Source organism: Nocardia pseudobrasiliensis NBRC 108224 (assembly GCF_001613105.1).
In the GTDB taxonomy this organism is placed as follows: Bacteria; Actinomycetota; Actinomycetes; order Mycobacteriales; family Mycobacteriaceae; genus Nocardia; species Nocardia pseudobrasiliensis.
Window position 1 is genome coordinate 71,760 of the sequence record NZ_BDBS01000036.1, and the last position, 17,182, is coordinate 88,941.

The window sequence follows — 17,182 nt, forward strand, 5'->3', positions numbered from 1 at the left end:
GGGTTCCCGCAGTGTCCCGGCGACTACTCGTGCCCCGCACAACCAGCGAGGAAAGCCGCGGTCTCGCGATGTGAGCGCGCTCGGATGAATTCGAGGTGCCGGTACGCCGGATCGGCCTGGGCGGCGAGGTAACGTGCACGATTCCGCGCATGGGTCGTCCACGCCCACATGATCACCGATCGCTCCGGGTCGAGCGACAACATATTCCGCCAATCCTCCCGGTTGCCGTTCCACAACTCGCGCCCGGTGAGCGCGCGGCCGACGGTTCGCGTGATGATCTGCCGCATGACCAGTGGCCGCGGCAGGTCCAGCCAGACCACTGTATCGGCGCGACTCCACACCAGATCACCGAGCTTGCCGTGATAGTTGCCATCGATCACCCAGGCGCTCTGCGCGATTCGCTCGGCGACCGCAGCGCGAAATTCGTCCGCGGGCATCGGCGTCCAATCCGCCCGATGGTGGATGGCATCGAGTTCGATATGCGGGATACCGAGCTGCCGGGAGATCCTCCTCGCCAACGAACTCTTACCCGACCCCGAAGTGCCCACCACCGAGATCCGCCGCCTCTCGACCACGAACGCATTATCCACCGTCGGCCTGCCCGACGGTCGCACCCTCCGACGTCCGACGGGTCGCGGAGACCTCGCACACCATCGCCCGCTGGACCGAAATGAAAGACCGCGGAGGCCACTTCGCCGCACTCGAAGCCCCGGTCGAGCTGACGGCCGACATCCACGCCTTCTTCCGACCCCTGCGCTACTGACCGGATCCGGCGCTATTTCTCGATGTTCTCGAAGTCGAATTGCCCGTTCCAGGTGAGGGCGACATTGCGGACCTTGTCCGAGCGGCCCGCCTGAGCGACGTAGTCGAACAGCGGAATGCTCGGCATATCCCGCAGCAGCAGGGCCTGGGCCTGTCCCACCAGCCTGTAGGAATCGGCGTCGGTGGGCGCGGCCAGCGCGGCATCGATCAGACGGTCGAATTCCGGATTGACGTAGTTCGTGTTGTTGTAGCCGGCGGTGCTGACGAAGTTCGCGGTGAGGAATTGCAGCATGGTGGGGTAATCGCCCTGCCAGGCGTAACGGAATCCCTTGCCGATCGTCTTGTCCGTGATCGCGGATCGAATGTCCTTGAATGTCGGATACGGCGCGCCGACGACATCGATGCCCAGCGTGTTCTTGATGCTGTTGGCCACCGCGTCGACCCACGCCTGGTGATCGCCATCGGAGTTGTAGGCGAACTGAAAGGTCCCCGACCACGGCGAGATCGCATCGGCCTGGGCCCACAGCTTCTTGGCCGCGTCCGGGTTGAACTTCAGCTCGTCCGCCCCGGGCAGATTCGCGTCGAATCCGGGCAGCGTGCTGGCGGTGAAATCACGCGACGGAATGCGAGCGCCGTGGAAGATGTTGTCGCAGATCTGTTGTCGATTGACCGCCATCGACATCGCCTTGCGGCGCAGCACGCCTTCCTGTCCACCGAAGTGCGCCAGCGTCGGCTGCACGCCGAGCTGCTGGTTCTGCGCGGTCGGCTTGGTAATGGCGCGATCGCCGAGATCGGAGTGGAAGCTCGACAGCGCGCTGTTGGGAATGGTGTCGAGGGCGTCCAGGTGGCCCGCCTGCAAATCCGCGTACGCCGTGTCCATGGACTGGTACATCACCAGTCGCAGCCCCTTGTTCTTGGCCGGACGAGCGCCCCGATAGTCCGGATTGGGCACCAGGTCGATCTTGACGTTGTGTTCCCAGGCTCCGGTGCGCGCGAATTTGTAGGGACCGTTGCCGATGGGATTCTCGCCGAACGCCTTGATATCGGTGAAGGCCACCGCGGGCAGCGGATAGAACGGCGACCAGCCGAGCGCGTTCTCGAAGTCGATCGACGGGCTGGTCAGTTCAACGGTGAAGGTATGGTCGTCGACCACCTTCAATCCCGACATCGTCTGCGCCGTAGGGTTTTTCGCGGCCACGGCGTCGTAGCCGACAACCGAGCCGAACACGTAGCCCTGGATCTGGGCGTTGGTGCTCAGCGCCGCGAAGTTCCACGCGTCGACGAACGATTTCGCCGTGACCTCGGTGCCGTCGGTGAACTTCCGGCCCGGCTCGAGGGTGATCCGGTAGTTCTTGCGATCCGACGTCTCGATCGACTTCGCCATGTCGTTGTGTGCCACACCATTGGCGTCGTAGTACTTCAGACCGGCGAATACGCGATCGAGCACGCGGCTGCCGTTGTTGTCATTGGGGTCCGCGGGCAGCAGTGGATTCTGCGGCTCGGCGAGGTTGGCGGTGACGATGCTCGCGTCGTCACCGCTGTCCGAGGATGAACACGCCGTCAGCGCGAGGCCGGCGGTCAGCAGCGCCGCGAGGGCGAGGGAGGTCACTCTGTCGAGTCTCAACGGGTTCTCCGATCGAGAGGCAGGCCCGCGACGATCCGCGTGGGGTTCCCTCGGACAGTAGTCAATTCGGACATTCCCAGCGGCGAATCGACCGATCGAATTCGTCATGGGCACAAGAGATTGCGGCTGGGGGTGGCGTTCGTCTCATTCGTAAAGGGTGCGGATCCGGGGTTCGCCGTAGTCGGATGTCGGTGGGTTCGGGCACGATGGGCGCCATGACTACCGACCTGCGAGGATCTGCCGAGGAGCTGCTGCGCGAGCTGGCCGGGCCGGGTGCGCGGTTGCGGGAGGATCAGTGGACCGCCATCGAGGCGCTGGTGGTGGGGCGGCGGCGGGCGCTGGTGGTGCAGCGCACCGGCTGGGGTAAGTCGGCGGTGTATTTCATTTCCGCCAAACTGTTGCGGGCGCAGGGGCGGGGGCCGACGGTGATCGTCTCGCCACTGCTGGCGTTGATGCGCAACCAGGTGGCGGCGGCGCAGCGGGCGGGAGTCGTTGCGGCGACGATCAATTCGGGCAATATCACCGAGTGGGACGAGATCCACGCGCGGGTGGCGGCCGGGGAGATCGATGTGCTGCTGGTGAGCCCCGAGCGGCTGAACAATCCCGACTTCCGCGATTCGGTCCTGCCCAAACTGGCCGCCGACGCCGGACTGGTGGTCATCGACGAGGCGCACTGCGTGTCGGACTGGGGTCATGATTTCCGGCCGGACTATCGCCGCATTCGAACCCTGATCGCCGACCTCGGCAGCGATATCCCGGTATTGGCGACCACGGCGACCGCCAATGATCGCGTGGTCGCCGACGTCGCGGGTCAGATCGGTCTGGGTCGCGACGATGCCCTGGTGTTGCGCGGCACGCTGGATCGCGAGTCGCTGCACATGTCGGTGTTGCGCCTGGACGATGCCGTGCAGCGCACCGCCTGGCTGAGCCGATATCTGCACGAGTTGCCCGGCTCGGGAATCATCTACACCCTCACCGTCGCCGCGGCCCACGATCTGGCCGATGTCCTTGCCTCGCACGGTCATCGGGTGTCCGCCTACACCGGCCAGACCGATCCCGCCGAACGCGAGGCGCTGGAGACGGCCCTGCTGGACAACGAGGTGAAGGCGCTCGTGGCCACGTCGGCGCTGGGCATGGGTTTCGACAAACCCGACCTCGGCTTCGTCGTACATGTCGGCGCGCCCTCCTCCCCCATCGCCTACTACCAGCAGGTGGGCCGCGCGGGCCGCGGCACCGAACGCGCGGAAGTGGTCCTGCTGCCAGGCCCGGAGGACCGCCGGATCTGGAGCTACTTCGCCTCGGTGGCCTTCCCGCGCGAACCGGCCGTGCGAGCGGTTCTCGATGCCCTCGACCGCGACCGCCCGCTGTCGACGATCGCCCTGGAACCGCTGGTGGAGCTCAACCGCTCGCGGCTCGAGATGGTGCTCAAGGTCCTCGACGTCGACGGCGCGGTACGCAGGGTGCGCGGCGGCTGGCTGGCCACCGGCGAGCCCTGGGACTACGAGTCCGAACGCTACGAGCGTCTCGCCGCCGCCCGCGAGGCCGAGCAGCAGGCCATGCTCGACTATCAGACGACCACCGAATGCCGGATGAACTTCCTGCGCCGCCAACTCGACGACCCGGGCCTGACCGAGCAGGGCTGCGGCCGCTGCGACAATTGCACCGGCCTGCGCCCCGACGCCGCGGTGAACCAGGACGATCTGGCGGCCATCCGTACCCGCCTGGACCGCCCCGGCATCGATCTGTCTCCTCGCAAACAGTGGCCGACCGGTATGGCCAAATTGGGAATCCCCTTGTCGGGCAAGATAACCGACGGCCCCGAAACCGGCCGGGTCCTGGGCCGCCTCAGCGATCTCGGCTGGGGTTCCCGCCTGCGCGCCCTGCTCGACGGCCCCGACGGCCCGCTGCCGGACGCCGTCTTCGACGCCTGCATAGCCGTCCTCCGCGACTGGAACTGGAGCCACCGCCCCACCTCGGTCATCGCCATGTCCTCCCCCACCCACCCCATCCTCACCGCCGACCTGGCCACCCGCCTGGCCAAGGTCGGCCGCCTCCAAGACCTCGGCACCCTCCACCCCCGCCCCGGTCGGCCGCCGGTCTCGGCCGCCAACTCCGCCCACCGAGTAGCGGCCCTGTTCGACTCCTGGCAACCCCCCGCCCTTCCACCCCTGGACGCCCCAATCCTGTTGGTAGACACCCTCACCGACACCGGCTGGACCCTCACCCTCGCCGCCCGCACCCTCCGAGAAGCAGGCGCCCCCGCAGTCCTCCCCTTCGCCCTGGCCACCCCGACCTGACAATTTCGCAGCGCCGCCATGGATTCCGCGGCGCGGCCCCCGAGACCAAATTCGCGCCCATCCGGCCGCAAGACACCACCCGCGCCAGCCGGTTCTGCGGTCTCGGGGTCTGCTCGAGTTTCTCGACGGACTCGCCGCCGACTTCCGCGGCTGGACCGGCGAACGAATCTGGCGCACCAATCACCTGACGCTCGACGCCAGCTTCGGTTCCGGCGGACATATCCAACTGGATTGGACACTGTGTCCCACAACGATTTCCCCGCCTTGGCGAACCACTGTGACGACCTGCATCGAAGCAGGCGAACCTGTATAGCTTCGGCTCGGAACCCCATGGGACGCAGGGGCATCGACAATGGCGGGTATGGAACGGGTTGAGGTCGTCGTCGCGCATCATGAGCGCGCTACTCTGCGCGTCGGCGAGGTATTCCTGAAGATCGACACCGATCAGGCCAATACCGATGTCGAGGTCGAGGCGATGGCCTTGGCGCCGATCCCGACGCCGAAGGTTCTGTGGCGCAAGCCGCCCGTGCTCGCGCTCGCCGCCCTCCCGGGAACGGCACTGGGTCGCCTCGGCGAGCCGTCGACCGCGTCGTCGGCGGCCTGGGCCGCGGCGGGCGCGGCCGCGCGCGAACTGCATGCCGCACCGCTGCCGCCCTGGCCGGGGCGCGGCCTCGACGAGACCGCATCGCGTCTGGAGCGCGAATGCGAATGGCTTGTCACCAATAACGTCCTGGCCGCCGATGTGGTCGCACGCAATCGCCGCGTCGCCGAGGCCGCGCTACGGCCGTGGGCACCGGCCTTCATCCACGGCGATCTGCAGGTCGCCCACGTATTCGTCGACGGCGACGAGGTCACCGGCGTGGTCGACTGGTCCGAGGCCGCCCCGGGCGATGCCCTGTTCGACCTCGCCACCCTGACGCTCGGCCACAGCGAACACCTGCCCGATGTCCTCGCCGGTTACGGCGAAGACGTCGACCTCGACGTGATCCATGCGTGGTGGTCGCTGCGAAGCCTGCGCGCGATCCGCTGGCTGGTCGACCACGGCTTCGACCCGGCGCCCGAGATCGCCGTACTGAAATCTCGATTGTGAGTCAGCGACTAGCACGCAGTACGCGGCTCGCACGCAGGGCACGCTGTGCTTCGCCCTCGATTCCCGTGGGCCCGTCGAGGTAGCGGGCGATGAGATCCGGGGCGGAATGGTCCTCGATGTCGGTGAAACCGAGCGCGTGCAGCCGAGCGGCCATGTCATGGGGTGTGAAGTAGCTGAAAAAGGGTTCGCCCGCGGCGGCCAGCCGATCCGCGCGGGCTCGCAGTTGCACACGGTCCTCGTCGGTGTCGCCGGGCTGAAGGTAGTCGAAGATCACCTCGACCGGCCGGGCCTGACCGGCGATGTATTCGAGGGTGACGCGAGCGGCGTCCGGGGTCAGATAGAAGACGACACCCAGCCACACGAACACCGCCGGGTCGCCGCGATCGAATCCCGCCGCCTCCAAACCCGCTGCCAGGGTGCGAGTTTCGAAGTCGACCGGCACGAAGGCCAACGTATCCGGGCGGTCGATCCCGGCCGCGGCGAGGCGTTCGCGTTTCCACGCCTGGGTGGCGGGATGGTCGACCTCGTAGACGCGCACATCCGGACGCGCATTGCGGTAGGCGAAGGTATCCAGGCCCGCGCCCAGGATCACGACCTGCCGCACGCCCGCGGCGACGGACGCGGCCACGCGGTCCTCGGCGAAGCGGGCGCGCGTGGCGAAGAACAACCGGCGCGAGCGGTCGGCGACGGCGTTGACCGGGTGATCGGTTGTGGGCGTGCCCAGTTCGATCAATTGAGCTGGGGTGACGCCGAGCAGTGACGCCGCCAAGGGGTCGATGAAGATCCGTGGTCGATCAGCGATCTGGTGATACGCCCGGGCGTACGCGGTGACCAGCGCTGTCCGGCTCGGTCCGTCATCCTCCATATCCGAGAACCTACCCATAGATGCGGCATGGGCGCTGTGAGCCCACTCACCCACGGCACAGACCCTCTCGCACCGGTCCTCAGCGTTCGGCGACAGCCCGCTCATAGGCTCTCAATACCGTAACTGTTCGAGCGCATCATCAATGCCGCAGCCGAGGCGGCCCCGGGAATTCGCTTCTGCTTCAGCACGTCCCCCGAGACCACCCTCGACGCCCTCCGGCGAGTGCACGGTCGTTCCTAATTCGTTGTCACACCGCTGAGTTCATTGGGACTGTCGGGCAGGGTGACGGAGGCGAGCGTGGCGCCGGTCGTCAGGTCGAGACGGCGCACCGTCTTCGCGGCGGGGTCGGAGACGTAGATGTCGTTGCCGCGCACGAAGATCGCCGGACGCGCGTCCTGCCAGCGCAGCGATTCCTCCCAGGGCCCGGAGACCGGGATCGTCCGTACGACCGCACCCGCCGCCGGGTCGATGACATGGATTCGGCCGTCGGTGCCGAGCACCAGTGCCTCACCCTGCGGACCGCGCGCGAGGGAGCGGAAGGTATAGCTCGTGCCGAGGTTCACCAAGCGCAGGGTGGCGTCGGCGGTATCGATCAATGAGACCTGTTGCGAACGTTCGAGTTCGGCGTCTCGGTCCTGTTTGTAGTCGCCGAGGGCCACCGTCGAAAGGTCACTACCGGCCTGATTGCCGATGCGCCCGTATGGCGTTGGGCTCGCCACTTTGGTGATGACACCATTGCGATAGACGAGAGCGCCGGTCTGACAACCGATTACGACGGCCTCGCCCCGCACGGTGGATTCGCCGTGCACGCCGGGGCAGTCCTCGTTGCGTGCGATCTCCCGGCGGTCCCTGTCGAGTACGACGATGCCGGTGCGCTGCTGCGCGGTACCGAGGGTGACCACGAGTTCACCGGTGGACAATCGGATCGCCACCCCGTGATGCGGTGCGGCGGCGCGATACACCTCGGTCTCGGGCGCGCCGCGATCGAGCTGTCGCGGATCGAAGACGGTGACCTCGCCGCTGCCGTCGGCGAACAGCACCGTGCGCCCGCCGTGGCGCACCACATGTCCCGGCTCGACCGCCGCGATCGTGGTGTCGGTCAGCTCGCCGTGCACCGCGTCGAGCACGCGGAAGCCGTCCTTGGTCGACACCATGAGGTGATGATCGTCCCCGGCCGGATTGAGCCGATTGAAGCCCGCCAGCTTCACCTCCCCGGACAGGGCGAGCGACTTCCCGTCCAGCAGATGGATGCCGCCGTCGTAGGTCACCGCGACGGGGTCGACGATCGCCGCGCGCGCGGAATCGTGTCCCGCGGTCGAATCCTGTGTGCCACAGCCACTCAGGGCCACCACCGACGCGAGCATGCCGGATAAGGCCGCGGCTCGGTTGGTCATCCGCATATGGTTCTCCATTCCTTTTGTGCGAAAAGCGATCACGATGTCATCAGGCCACCCACGACGGCCTCGGTATCGGCGCGCATCATGGCCGCATAGGTGGGTGCGCCGCCGTCGGCGGCGGTCAGCGATTCGGAGTACAGGCCGATCACCCGAATGCGCAGACCCGCCTGTTCGGCGAGTACCCGGGCGAGCCGGTCGGGCTGAGAGGCATCGGCGAAGATCGCGGGTACCCCGGCGGCGCGGACGGTTTCGGCCAACTCGGCCAGATCGGCCGCGCTCGGCGAGGCGAGGGTGGTGCCGCTGGGAACGACCGCCCCGATCACCTCGAAGCCGAAACGCTGTGCCAGATACCCGAAGACGTGGTGGTTGGTCACCAGTTTGCGGCGTTCGGCGGGCACGGCGGCGAATCGTTCGGTCATCCAGTCGGTGAGGCCGCGCAACTCGGCCAGATACCGGGAGGTGTTGGCGCGCACGGCATTCGCGTCGACGCCCGGAATACCGGCGATCCGATCGCCGATGGTCTGCACCGCGCGCTGCGCCCGTACCGGGTCGGTCCAGAAGTGTGGATCCGGTCCGCCTCGCTCGAGGCCGCGATAGGCGATCGGATCGACCCGCTCACCCACCGCCAGCGTCGCGACCCCGGCGTCCTCGGCCGAGCGGATGTGCCGTCGAATTCCCTCCTCGAGTCCGAGTCCGTTGTGCACCAGCAGATCCGCCCGCTCGATCCGCGCGGCCGTCCGAGCCGAGATCGCGAACTGGTGCGGATCGGCGTTCGGCGGCATCAGCACGGTCACCTCGGCGCTGTCGCCCACCACGGCACGGGTGAGGTCGCCGAGGATATTGGTGGTGACGACGATGTGGGCGCGGCCGTCGTCGCGCGCGGCACACGCGGGCGCGAGCGTCAGCAGGAGTATCAGAACCCACGCGCGGGCCGAGGAGATCATCGGCCCGTCTCCACCATGTGCACCGGCGCGAGGTCGAGGGTGAATGTACGTGCCTTGCGCAGATTGTCGCGGTAGTCGATCTCGTACACCGCGCGAGCGGCGGCATCGTTGACATAGGCCCGGTCGGAGTCGATCCGGATGGTCGGCGGCACACCGTCCGGAACCGGGCCGGTCAACAGGGCAACCTGCGCGGTGGGCGCGCCGGAGGCGAGGTCGTGGCAATGCAGCACGCCGTCGCGGGTCAGGGTCAGCAGTGCCGAGCCCGTGCTGGCAGCCGTTACGACCGGCCCGATCTCCGCCAATCGCCAGGCGCCGGTGCGGATGTCGAGCAGCCACACTCCGCGATCACCGGCACGGGCGGCCAGCGTGGTAGCGCCCGGGCGATATTCGAAATCGGTGGCGCGCTCGGCCTCCGGAACCGGCTGCGGGTAGGCGAGCTTCACCGCATCGAATCGGCCGTCGTTCGCGGTCACCAGCAAAGCGCCGTCGGCGCAACCGAATACGATCCCGCGGCGAGTGAACGCGTTGCCGCGCGGTACGGGACAGGCGTGCGGCAAGGCGGTGATCACGCGATCGTCGCGATCACGGATCTCCACTCGCCCACTGCCGGTGGCGGCCACCACGACGTGCTCGGCGAACGGTAGGGCGATCGCGGCGGGAATCGTCCGGCGCTCGACGATCCTGCCCGCGTGCAACGCCTCTCGATCCACCAGGGTCGTGCCGGTATCGGTGACGACCGCGGTGACCGCCGGATCGCTGTGCGCGGCGATCGGCACGCCTGCGCCCATCGACCCGACGTCGCGAATTCCGCTGCGGTAGTAGTGCATATGATCACCGTGATCGACGGTCCACGCGCCCGCGTCCACAATGCGCACCGCCGCGCCGTCGCCGAGATAGGCGAACCGATCATCGCCGCGTATGCCGGTGACACCCGGAACTCGCGCCGCCGCGGTGGTCGTCCCGTCGATCAGATCGACCACCCGGACAGCGCCCGCGGTGTCGGCGACGACGAGTCGAGTCCGCGGCGCGTCGGTCTCCTCCGCGCCCGGCACATAGCCATGCGGCATCGGCGCGGAATCGCCTGCGCCCGAACCGCATCCGGCGAGCGGAAGCACCGCGACCAGCACGGCCGCCAGGGCCCGACGCCGCAGCCGCTCGCGCAGCCACGCCGCGGCCACCGAGGCGAAGAACACCGCGACCGCGACGGCGACAATGGTCGCACCCGCCGCCGTACCCGCATGCCAGGACACCACAAGCCCGCTCACGGTAGCGAACCCACCGAACAGCGCGGCCAGCAGCATGACGACCGGCATCCGGTCGGCCCAGTGCAGCGCCGCCGCGGGCGGCGCGATGAGCAGGCCGAAGACCAGTAGCGTGCCCGCGACGTTGAAGGACGCCACGATCGCCAGGGTCAGCAACCCCAGCAGGACCGCCTGCGCCCAACGCGGCCGCAGGCCGATGGTGTGCGCGGTGCGGGGATCGAAGGCCAACGCGACGAACGCGCGGTGTCCGAGCGCGGCGACGACGATCGAAACCATCAGCGCCCCAGCGAGGTAGCCGAGCTCGTGCGGGCGGATGGCCAGCACGTCGCCGAACAGGAATCCGGTCACATCGACGGCGAAGGACTGCGACCGGGACACGATGATGACACCGGCCGCCAGCATACCGACGAATACCAGTCCGATCCCGGTATCCGTGCCGAACCGCGAATTGCGTTGTAGCGCGGTGACACCCAGGGCCATGGCCCCCGCGCTACACGCCGCCCCGAGCAGGGGGTCACCGCCGAGCAGCGCGGCCGCGGCGACCCCGGGGAGCATCCCGTGGGATATGGCATCGCCCAGAAACGCCATGCCGCGCACCACGACCCACGTACCGGTGAGTGCGCAGATACCGGAGACCAGCAGTCCGCCCCACAGCGCACGCTGCACGAAGGAGACCTCGAACGGGGCAAACAGGACATCCATGGGCCGAGACCTTATAATGAAAATGATTGTCAAAACAAGTAGGGTGACGGCATGTATGAACGGCAGGCGCGAGCGGTCCGCATCCACGAACTCTCGGCGGGCTACCGGTCGCGAACCGTGCTGCACGCGATCTCGGCCACGATCCCCACCGGCCGGGTGACCGCACTCGTCGGCGCGAACGGATCGGGAAAGTCCACCTTGCTGAGCGTGATCGCGGGCGTGGTGAAACCGAGCGGCGGCACGCTCGAGCGAGCCAGCGCATGCCGCCCCGCCCTGGTGGTACAGCACAGCGCGGTGCCGCCGACACTGCCGATCACCGTCCGCGACGCCGTCGCCATGGGCCGCTGGGCACATCGCGGCCCCTGGCGGCGACTCACCCGCGCCGACACCGCGATCGTGGACGACTGCATGACGCGCCTCGGAATCGCCGATCTGGCGCGCCGCCATTTCGCCACGCTGTCCGGCGGCCAACGCCAACGCGCGCTGCTGGCACAGGCGCTGGCGCAGGAATCGGATCTCCTACTGCTCGACGAGCCCACCACCGGCCTGGACACCGAAGCGCGCCAGCAGATCTCGCACATCATCCGCGGGATCGCCGACGACGGCGTCACCGTCGTGCAGGCGACCCACGACCACGAGGAGGCGCTGCGCGCCGACCACACCCTGGTACTGCACGAGGGCCGCCTGCTCGCCGCGAGTCGGCCGTGAAGACTTTTGTCGCCTCGAACAATTCGGGAGACTACCGGGATGGGAACGAATGTCGAGGCGCAGCTTATGGATCAGTGGGCGCGGTTGGCCGGGGTGGCGGCGCGGGCAGTGGGACAGGATCTGGTGCGGCGGTACAGCGAAGCGCATCGGCGGTATCACACGGTGGACCATTTGGCGGCCATGCTGGCAGTGATCGACGAATTGGCCACGGACGCAACCGATATCGATGCCGTGCGGTACGCGGCCTTCTTCCACGACGCCGTCTACGCCGTGGACCGCGCCGATAACGAGGAAGCCAGCGCCCGACTCGCCGAATCCGTACTGCCCGGCCTGGGCCTACCGCCGCAGACCGTGGCCGAGGTGGCCCGCTTGGTCCGGCTCACCAGCAGGCACGACCCCGCTCCCGGTGACCGCAACGGCGCGGTGCTGTGCGACGCGGATCTGGCCATCCTGGCGGCTGACGAATCCACCTATGCCGCATACACTTCCGCCGTCCGCGCCGAATACGCCCACATCCCCGACGAACTGTTCCGCTCCGGACGCGCCGCCGTGCTGCGGGGACTGCTCGACCAGGAGCGGCTGTTCCGCACCCCGACCGCCCAGGCGCGTTACGCCACCGCGGCCCGCGCCAACCTCACCGCCGAACTGGCTCGGCTCACCGCTCATTGACCTGAACCATGGTTGTGTTTCTAGGGTCGGTCCCATGAGCGATGCGCTGATCGTGGTCGATATGCAGAACCTGTTCGTCGATGCGGTGGGAACCGACGGCCCCAGAGTCCTGGCCGCGGTGAACCGGCAGGTGGCGGCGGCCGTCGCGAGCGGCCGCCCGGTGTTCTACACCCGCGACTTCGCGCCGATCGATCTTCCGGACGGCGATCCGGAGAATCGGACCGCACTGCATCCCGGCCTGGACGTCCGGGGCGTCGTCGTCGACAAGGGTCCGGGGAAACGCGGTGGCTTCTCCGGCTTCGTCCTCGCTCCGGTGCTGGAACCGCAGCAGCCCTACGGCGGCGGCAGTCTGGGACCGCTGGTCCGGTCGGTCCGCGACTGCGGGGCCGATTCGGTGACCGTCGTCGGCATCGCCGCCGATGTCTGCGTGGCGGCAACAGCGCGCGACGCGGTGCGACTCGGCTACGCGGTGACGGTTCCGGTCGAGGCCACCGCATTCGTACACAGCCATCCCGACGGGGATCGGGCGGCGCTCGCCGAGTTGCGACGGGCCGGGGTCACCGTCGTTGAGTGAGTGACCCCGGACGAGACCTATGCGAGTCGGACCTCGGCGGTGGCGAGGCCGAAGATCTTGCGCCCGCCGGATTTCGCGACGACGACCACGACCGCGGTCCTGTTCTCGGCATCGATCGACTTGATCCGCCCGGTGAACTCGATACTCGCCGCGGATTCGGCGTCGACGACCGTGGGATTCGACAGCCGCACCGCGTATCTGATCAGCGCGCCCGGATCCCCCAGCCACTCGGTGACGAACCCCGCGCCCAGACCCATGGTCAGCATCCCGTGCGCGATCACATCCGGCAGCCCGACCAGGGCGGCGATATCGTCGTGCCAGTGGATCGGGTTCGCATCACCGGCCACACCGGCGTAGTTCACCAGATCGCCGCGCGTGAGCTGGGATGTGCGAGCGGGCAACTCGTCACCGACGGTGATGTCGTCGAATCGAATCGCGGTGCGCGGCACCCGAGTTCGCGCGATCGCGGACAGGGTCGGCACATCCTGCGCGACAGAATCGGCGTCGCTCGGCTCGACCGCCGATCGGCCGGACGATGCGGCGCGCGTGGGCAATTCGATGCCGTGCATGACCACCCGCTCGAGGGTGTCGGTGATACCCGCGTCGACGTCGTCACTTGTCGCGCCGACGACGGTGGTGTGCATGATCAGCACGACCTCATCGGTCTGATCGGTGAAGGTGTTGGTGATGGTGAGCAGATCCTTGCCCGCGATCCGGCGCACCGCGGACAGTTCGACATCGCTGACCAATCGGTCCCCGCTGACCACCGGCTTGTACAGCTCGAAAACCTGATCGGTCTGCACGAATACGTCGTAGCCGGTCACCACGGTCTCGAGCAACCGGCGGTTGGCCAGCATCGCCGCGATCGAAATGAACGTCGTCGGCGCGACCAGACCGGTGTAGCCGAGGTCGTGAGCGGCGTCATCGCTCCAATGCGCGGGATGGTAATCCTGGACCGCCCGCGCGTATTCGCGGATCTTCTCCCGGCCGACCTCGTAGTAATCGTCGACACGATAGCGATGCCCTACCAACTCGGAGGCGTCGAACGTCGTTTCCACCAAACCGCTCCTCATCTGATCTTTCCCGCATCGTAATCGGTTCTCGCACCAGGTAATTCAGAGCAGAACCGCATGATCGATCGGTTCAGCCGCGCAGCGCGACATCCAGCCGGTAGTACAGCCTCTCCTGCCGAGTACGCCCCGGTTCGCGCGGCGGGAAGCGTCGCAGCACATCGACAACCGTCGCGGTCACCCGATCGAGCGCCCACCGGATCTCGACCTCCGCCACACCGGTATCGCCGCCCGCCGCCAACTCTCGCGCCAACACCTGATAGACCGCCGCGCCCAGAATGTGTTTGGACTGATGCGGCGTGGCCAGCGGATGCAGATAGGGCGCCGCCACCGCGACCTGTGCGGCTCGAGCCGCCGCCGCGGCCGCCGGATCCCCCACCTCGCGCGCGGCCGCGAAACCCGCCCAGGCCAGCGCCCGCATCCGAGCCGTCCGCTTACCCTCCCGCACGAACTCCCGAGCGCCCTCGATCGCCTCCCGGGGCCGAGTGTCATCGGGGGCCCTCGCCTCGAACAGCGGCAGCACCCGCTCGGCGGACGCTATGGTCCATGCCGTGACCGCGCGAAAGTCCGCCACGCTCAGCGCTATCTCCTCGTATTCGGCCATGGCCTCCGCCTTTTCGTCGCCGCTTTCACCACCTTCGACGCTAGCGTTGAACTACCGGTGAAGACTTCGAGCCGAAACACCTCGGGATCTGCCGCGAAACATTCAAACTGGACCCCGTGCAGTTGACGTTTCCACCGGATGCCGCCGAACAACAGCTGGTCGATCGAATCACGGCATTGGCCGAGGGCTTTCGCGAACAGGCGGCCTATCACGACGAACATGCCGAAATCCCGACAGCGGCCCTGACCGCGCTGCACGACGTCGGTCTCGACGCCGCGGCGCTGCCCCGATACGCCGGCGGAACCGGCCTGAGCTATCTCGCCTTCGGCGCGATCGTACGCATTCTCGCCCGCGCCGATCCATCCATCGCGACCATCTGGACGATGCACGCGGGCGCGGGCGTCGGCCTCGCCGAACTCACCCGCGAGGCGGCGGGTTCCTTCTTCGCCGATGAGTTCCTGGCGGGCAAGCGATTCGCGAACGCGCTGTCGGAACCGGCCAGCGGCAATCGCTTTCTCAATCCGCAGCACGAGGCCGTCCCGGTCGAGGGCAACTGGACGCTCAGCGGGGCGAAGCGATTCGTCTCCGGCGTCGAGATCGCGGACTATCTGCTGGTGAACGCGCTGGTCGACCAGAAGCCGACCTTCTTCGCCGTGGTACCCGACGAGACCGTATCCATCGTGCCGATCTGGGACACCCTGGGCCTGCGCGCGACACGCAGCCAACTGCTGTCCTTCGACGACACCGTGCTGCGGGCCGAATATCGCGGGCGCGCACCGGGCCAGGGCGAGTTCGAGATCATCCCGGCCGGACTCCCGGCGATCTCGCTCGGTATCGCCGACGCCGCGCTGGCGGCCCTTGTCGAGCAAGCGACCACGCGGGAAATCCTGGGTGCGCCACTGTCGCATCAGCAATGGGTGCAGCACGAGGTGGCCGACGCCGAAATCCGGCTCGCGGCAGCGCATTCGCTCTACGAGCGTGGCCTCTGGGAAGCCGACAATGCCGTACCGAGTTTCTTCGGCACATTCGTCCGCGCGAAGTACCTCGCCAACAAGGTCGCCGTGGACGTGGCCCAACTGGGTGTCCGAATCGGCGGCGGTTCCGGATATCTCAAACGATCACCCATCCAACGACATCTGCGCGACGCCCAGGCGGGTCAGTTGATGGCCTATTCGACCGAGGTGATCGCGACGGAGGTGGGCAAACAGGTGCTGGGGGTCGACGCGGGGGTTAGCTGAACGCCTACCGGCACAATTTGTGTTACTTCCATCCCGAATCACTTCGACCGGACCGAGCGGGCGGCGCGCGAAAGACGTTTACCGCCAAAGTTTTTCGCGTTCAGCAGAGGCGTTGCCGATGCGGAGCGCAAATCGCCGTCTCGGGAATATCCCATTCGCCCGAATTTGCTTGCAGGTCGCCGTTACTGCACAGTCGTCACGCGCCCGGGGACGGACCGGTGGCCCGGGAAGGGCGCTCCGGCGCATTACGACCGAGGAAAGGAAAGTCTTGATCACACGCGAATCGGCACGCGACCGGCCGCTTTTCGCTGGCATGGAGCTGTCGGCCGAGATCGGCACGCTGTCGGTGATCGTCACTCGGCAGCCCTCGGAACCCATGTCGACAGCGGTAACCGAGGCGGCCCGATCGCTGGCCGCCGGACTCGACTCGCTGTTCGCGACCGACGGCGGTGAGCTCCGGTTGACGGCCGTCGGCAGACCGGTCTCGCGTCAGAGCAGACTCGCCGTATATCTCGCTCGCCGCGACCGCCTGTGGGGCTCGTTCGAGCAGTCGGGAGTCGAACTTCCGCACGGCGAACGCTACGACCGTGAACTCGAGGGCGATGCGGACGAACTCCGATTCGGCGGAGCCATCGAACTGGCCTCGCCGAACGAGCTCCCGGCCGCCCTCGAGATCACCCGCGGCGACAGCGCGCTGGTACTCGGCCGCCTCGAACACGGCAAATGGGACTGGGAGACATTCCTCGCCGTCGACACACCGGAACCCAAGGGCGTCGAGGAACTGCAACGCGCGGCCGTCGGACAACTATCCGACGACCTGTTCGCCATCCGCTCATTCGGCTGGTTCGACGACGTCGAGGTCGGCTCGGTCGTCTTCGCCGCCGACCACGTCCTCGACCGCATCGAATCCGCGCTCGCGACGTAGCGGACCCCCTACACTGCGATTCATGCGTGCGGAGCAGATCGATCCGATCTGGGACCGGCTGATCGATCAGTTGAACTGGTACAGCGCGAAAGGCACTACGGCACAACGGGCCTACAAGCGGGTCAAACTCGGTCAGATCGTGGTCGGGGCGGTGGTACCCGTGGTGGCGCTGTCCGCCCCGGCCGTCGTGACCGCGGTCCTCGCCGCCGCGGTGGTGGTCGCCGAGGGCGCGCAGCAGCTGTTCCAGTGGCAGACGAACTGGGTGAGCTATCGCGCGACCGCCGAGGCGCTCAAGCACGAACAGTTCCTCTACCTCGCCGAGGCGGGACCGTATCGCAACGCCGATCGCCGCGCGGTACTCGCCGAACGGATCGAGAATCTGGTGAGCAGGGAGAACGTCGGCTGGATCGATGTGAATGCCGAGAAATCGGAATCCGATTGAGAATCCGTG

Annotated in this window: 17 protein-coding genes; 9 read left to right on the forward strand and 8 right to left on the reverse strand. The window is 67.6% G+C overall.

The annotated features are described in order from the left end of the window. Nucleotides 1-23: 23 nt before the first annotated feature. Nucleotides 24-575: a P-loop NTPase family protein gene (locus NP4_RS26780; protein ID WP_211335910.1), complete on the reverse strand. Its 552-nt coding sequence runs from the start codon at nucleotides 573-575 to the stop codon at nucleotides 24-26. Between the two features lie 200 nt (nucleotides 576-775). Beyond that, nucleotides 776-2,371, reverse strand: a complete 1,596-nt coding sequence (locus NP4_RS26785; protein WP_068003436.1) for a peptide ABC transporter substrate-binding protein — start codon at nucleotides 2,369-2,371, stop codon at nucleotides 776-778. A 221-nt stretch (nucleotides 2,372-2,592) separates the two neighbouring features. On the opposite strand from NP4_RS26785, the gene NP4_RS26790 reads away from it, so the two are divergent. The 3 genes from NP4_RS26790 to NP4_RS26795 all read left to right on the forward strand — a co-directional run bounded on the left by NP4_RS26790 (nucleotide 2,593) and on the right by NP4_RS26795 (nucleotide 5,773). Then, nucleotides 2,593-4,683, forward strand: a complete 2,091-nt coding sequence (locus tag NP4_RS26790; RefSeq protein WP_373863873.1) for a RecQ family ATP-dependent DNA helicase — start codon at nucleotides 2,593-2,595, stop codon at nucleotides 4,681-4,683. 94 nt (nucleotides 4,684-4,777) lie between these two features. Next, the gene (locus NP4_RS43445) at nucleotides 4,778-4,996 is read left to right on the forward strand and encodes a DUF6228 family protein (RefSeq protein ID WP_373863874.1); all 219 of its coding nucleotides are present in this window, start codon (nucleotides 4,778-4,780) and stop codon (nucleotides 4,994-4,996) included. 48 nt (nucleotides 4,997-5,044) lie between these two features. Beyond that, nucleotides 5,045-5,773: a phosphotransferase family protein gene (locus NP4_RS26795; RefSeq protein ID WP_068003441.1), complete on the forward strand. Its 729-nt coding sequence runs from the start codon at nucleotides 5,045-5,047 to the stop codon at nucleotides 5,771-5,773. 1 nt (nucleotide 5,774) lies between these two features. On the opposite strand, the gene NP4_RS26800 is transcribed toward NP4_RS26795, so the two are convergent. The 4 genes from NP4_RS26800 to aztB form a co-directional block, all read right to left on the reverse strand. Then, complete coding sequence (locus NP4_RS26800) at nucleotides 5,775-6,638, reverse strand: class I SAM-dependent methyltransferase (protein WP_068003444.1); 864 nt, start codon at nucleotides 6,636-6,638, stop codon at nucleotides 5,775-5,777. Nucleotides 6,639-6,874: 236 nt separating this feature from the next. Beyond that, nucleotides 6,875-8,038 (reverse strand): zinc metallochaperone AztD, encoded by a 1,164-nt coding sequence (aztD, locus tag NP4_RS26805; RefSeq protein ID WP_068003596.1) that lies wholly within the window; start codon nucleotides 8,036-8,038, stop codon nucleotides 6,875-6,877. Nucleotides 8,039-8,070: 32 nt separating this feature from the next. Continuing rightward, the gene (gene aztC / locus NP4_RS26810; protein ID WP_068003448.1) at nucleotides 8,071-8,979 is read right to left on the reverse strand and encodes a zinc ABC transporter substrate-binding protein AztC; all 909 of its coding nucleotides are present in this window, start codon (nucleotides 8,977-8,979) and stop codon (nucleotides 8,071-8,073) included. Continuing rightward, nucleotides 8,976-10,943, reverse strand: coding sequence for a zinc ABC transporter permease AztB (aztB, locus tag NP4_RS26815; protein WP_068003451.1), 1,968 nt, complete (start codon nucleotides 10,941-10,943; stop codon nucleotides 8,976-8,978). Before aztB ends, aztC begins: the two co-directional genes overlap by 4 nt. A gap of 51 nt (nucleotides 10,944-10,994) precedes the next feature. On the opposite strand from aztB, the gene aztA reads away from it, so the two are divergent. Genes aztA through NP4_RS26830 form a run of 3 tightly spaced genes read left to right on the forward strand, consistent with a single transcriptional unit; the run spans nucleotide 10,995 to nucleotide 12,894 of the window. Continuing rightward, nucleotides 10,995-11,651 (forward strand): zinc ABC transporter ATP-binding protein AztA, encoded by a 657-nt coding sequence (aztA, locus tag NP4_RS26820; RefSeq protein WP_068003453.1) that lies wholly within the window; start codon nucleotides 10,995-10,997, stop codon nucleotides 11,649-11,651. Nucleotides 11,652-11,690: 39 nt separating this feature from the next. Next, nucleotides 11,691-12,320 carry an HD domain-containing protein gene (locus tag NP4_RS26825; RefSeq protein ID WP_068003456.1) on the forward strand — a complete coding sequence of 210 codons (630 nt, stop codon included), beginning with the start codon at nucleotides 11,691-11,693 and terminating at the stop codon, nucleotides 12,318-12,320. A gap of 34 nt (nucleotides 12,321-12,354) precedes the next feature. Next, nucleotides 12,355-12,894 carry a cysteine hydrolase family protein gene (locus NP4_RS26830; RefSeq protein WP_068003459.1) on the forward strand — a complete coding sequence of 180 codons (540 nt, stop codon included), beginning with the start codon at nucleotides 12,355-12,357 and terminating at the stop codon, nucleotides 12,892-12,894. A 17-nt stretch (nucleotides 12,895-12,911) separates the two neighbouring features. On the opposite strand, the gene NP4_RS26835 is transcribed toward NP4_RS26830, so the two are convergent. Continuing rightward, nucleotides 12,912-13,967, reverse strand: a complete 1,056-nt coding sequence (locus NP4_RS26835; RefSeq protein ID WP_068003462.1) for a fused (3R)-hydroxyacyl-ACP dehydratase subunits HadA/HadB — start codon at nucleotides 13,965-13,967, stop codon at nucleotides 12,912-12,914. Between the two features lie 70 nt (nucleotides 13,968-14,037). Continuing rightward, a complete protein-coding gene (locus NP4_RS26840) occupies nucleotides 14,038-14,568 on the reverse strand; it encodes a putative immunity protein (RefSeq protein ID WP_068003465.1) in 531 nt (176 codons plus the stop codon). Between the two features lie 116 nt (nucleotides 14,569-14,684). Between NP4_RS26840 and NP4_RS26845 the strand changes: the two genes are divergently transcribed. From NP4_RS26845 to NP4_RS41200, 3 genes are all read left to right on the forward strand, one after another. Next, the gene (locus NP4_RS26845) at nucleotides 14,685-15,806 is read left to right on the forward strand and encodes an acyl-CoA dehydrogenase family protein (protein WP_082876255.1); all 1,122 of its coding nucleotides are present in this window, start codon (nucleotides 14,685-14,687) and stop codon (nucleotides 15,804-15,806) included. Nucleotides 15,807-16,074: 268 nt separating this feature from the next. Further along, nucleotides 16,075-16,731 carry a hypothetical protein gene (locus NP4_RS41195; RefSeq protein ID WP_147288028.1) on the forward strand — a complete coding sequence of 219 codons (657 nt, stop codon included), beginning with the start codon at nucleotides 16,075-16,077 and terminating at the stop codon, nucleotides 16,729-16,731. Between the two features lie 22 nt (nucleotides 16,732-16,753). Then, a complete protein-coding gene (locus NP4_RS41200; protein WP_068003474.1) occupies nucleotides 16,754-17,173 on the forward strand; it encodes a DUF4231 domain-containing protein in 420 nt (139 codons plus the stop codon). The last annotated feature ends 9 nt before the right edge of the window (nucleotides 17,174-17,182 follow it).

Coding starts and splice junctions, on each gene's coding strand:
- NP4_RS26790 (WP_373863873.1), top strand. CDS start 2,593: ATGGGCGCCATGACTACCGACCTGCGAGGATCTGCCGAGGAGCTGCTG.
- NP4_RS26795 (WP_068003441.1), top strand. CDS start 5,045: ATGGAACGGGTTGAGGTCGTCGTCGCGCATCATGAGCGCGCTACTCTG.
- NP4_RS26800 (WP_068003444.1), bottom strand. CDS start 6,638: ATGGAGGATGACGGACCGAGCCGGACAGCGCTGGTCACCGCGTACGCC.
- aztD (WP_068003596.1), bottom strand. CDS start 8,038: ATGCGGATGACCAACCGAGCCGCGGCCTTATCCGGCATGCTCGCGTCG.
- aztC (WP_068003448.1), bottom strand. CDS start 8,979: ATGATCTCCTCGGCCCGCGCGTGGGTTCTGATACTCCTGCTGACGCTC.
- aztB (WP_068003451.1), bottom strand. CDS start 10,943: ATGGATGTCCTGTTTGCCCCGTTCGAGGTCTCCTTCGTGCAGCGTGCG.
- aztA (WP_068003453.1), top strand. CDS start 10,995: ATGTATGAACGGCAGGCGCGAGCGGTCCGCATCCACGAACTCTCGGCG.
- NP4_RS26825 (WP_068003456.1), top strand. CDS start 11,691: ATGGGAACGAATGTCGAGGCGCAGCTTATGGATCAGTGGGCGCGGTTG.
- NP4_RS26830 (WP_068003459.1), top strand. CDS start 12,355: ATGAGCGATGCGCTGATCGTGGTCGATATGCAGAACCTGTTCGTCGAT.
- NP4_RS26835 (WP_068003462.1), bottom strand. CDS start 13,967: ATGAGGAGCGGTTTGGTGGAAACGACGTTCGACGCCTCCGAGTTGGTA.
- NP4_RS26840 (WP_068003465.1), bottom strand. CDS start 14,568: ATGGCCGAATACGAGGAGATAGCGCTGAGCGTGGCGGACTTTCGCGCG.
- NP4_RS41200 (WP_068003474.1), top strand. CDS start 16,754: ATGCGTGCGGAGCAGATCGATCCGATCTGGGACCGGCTGATCGATCAG.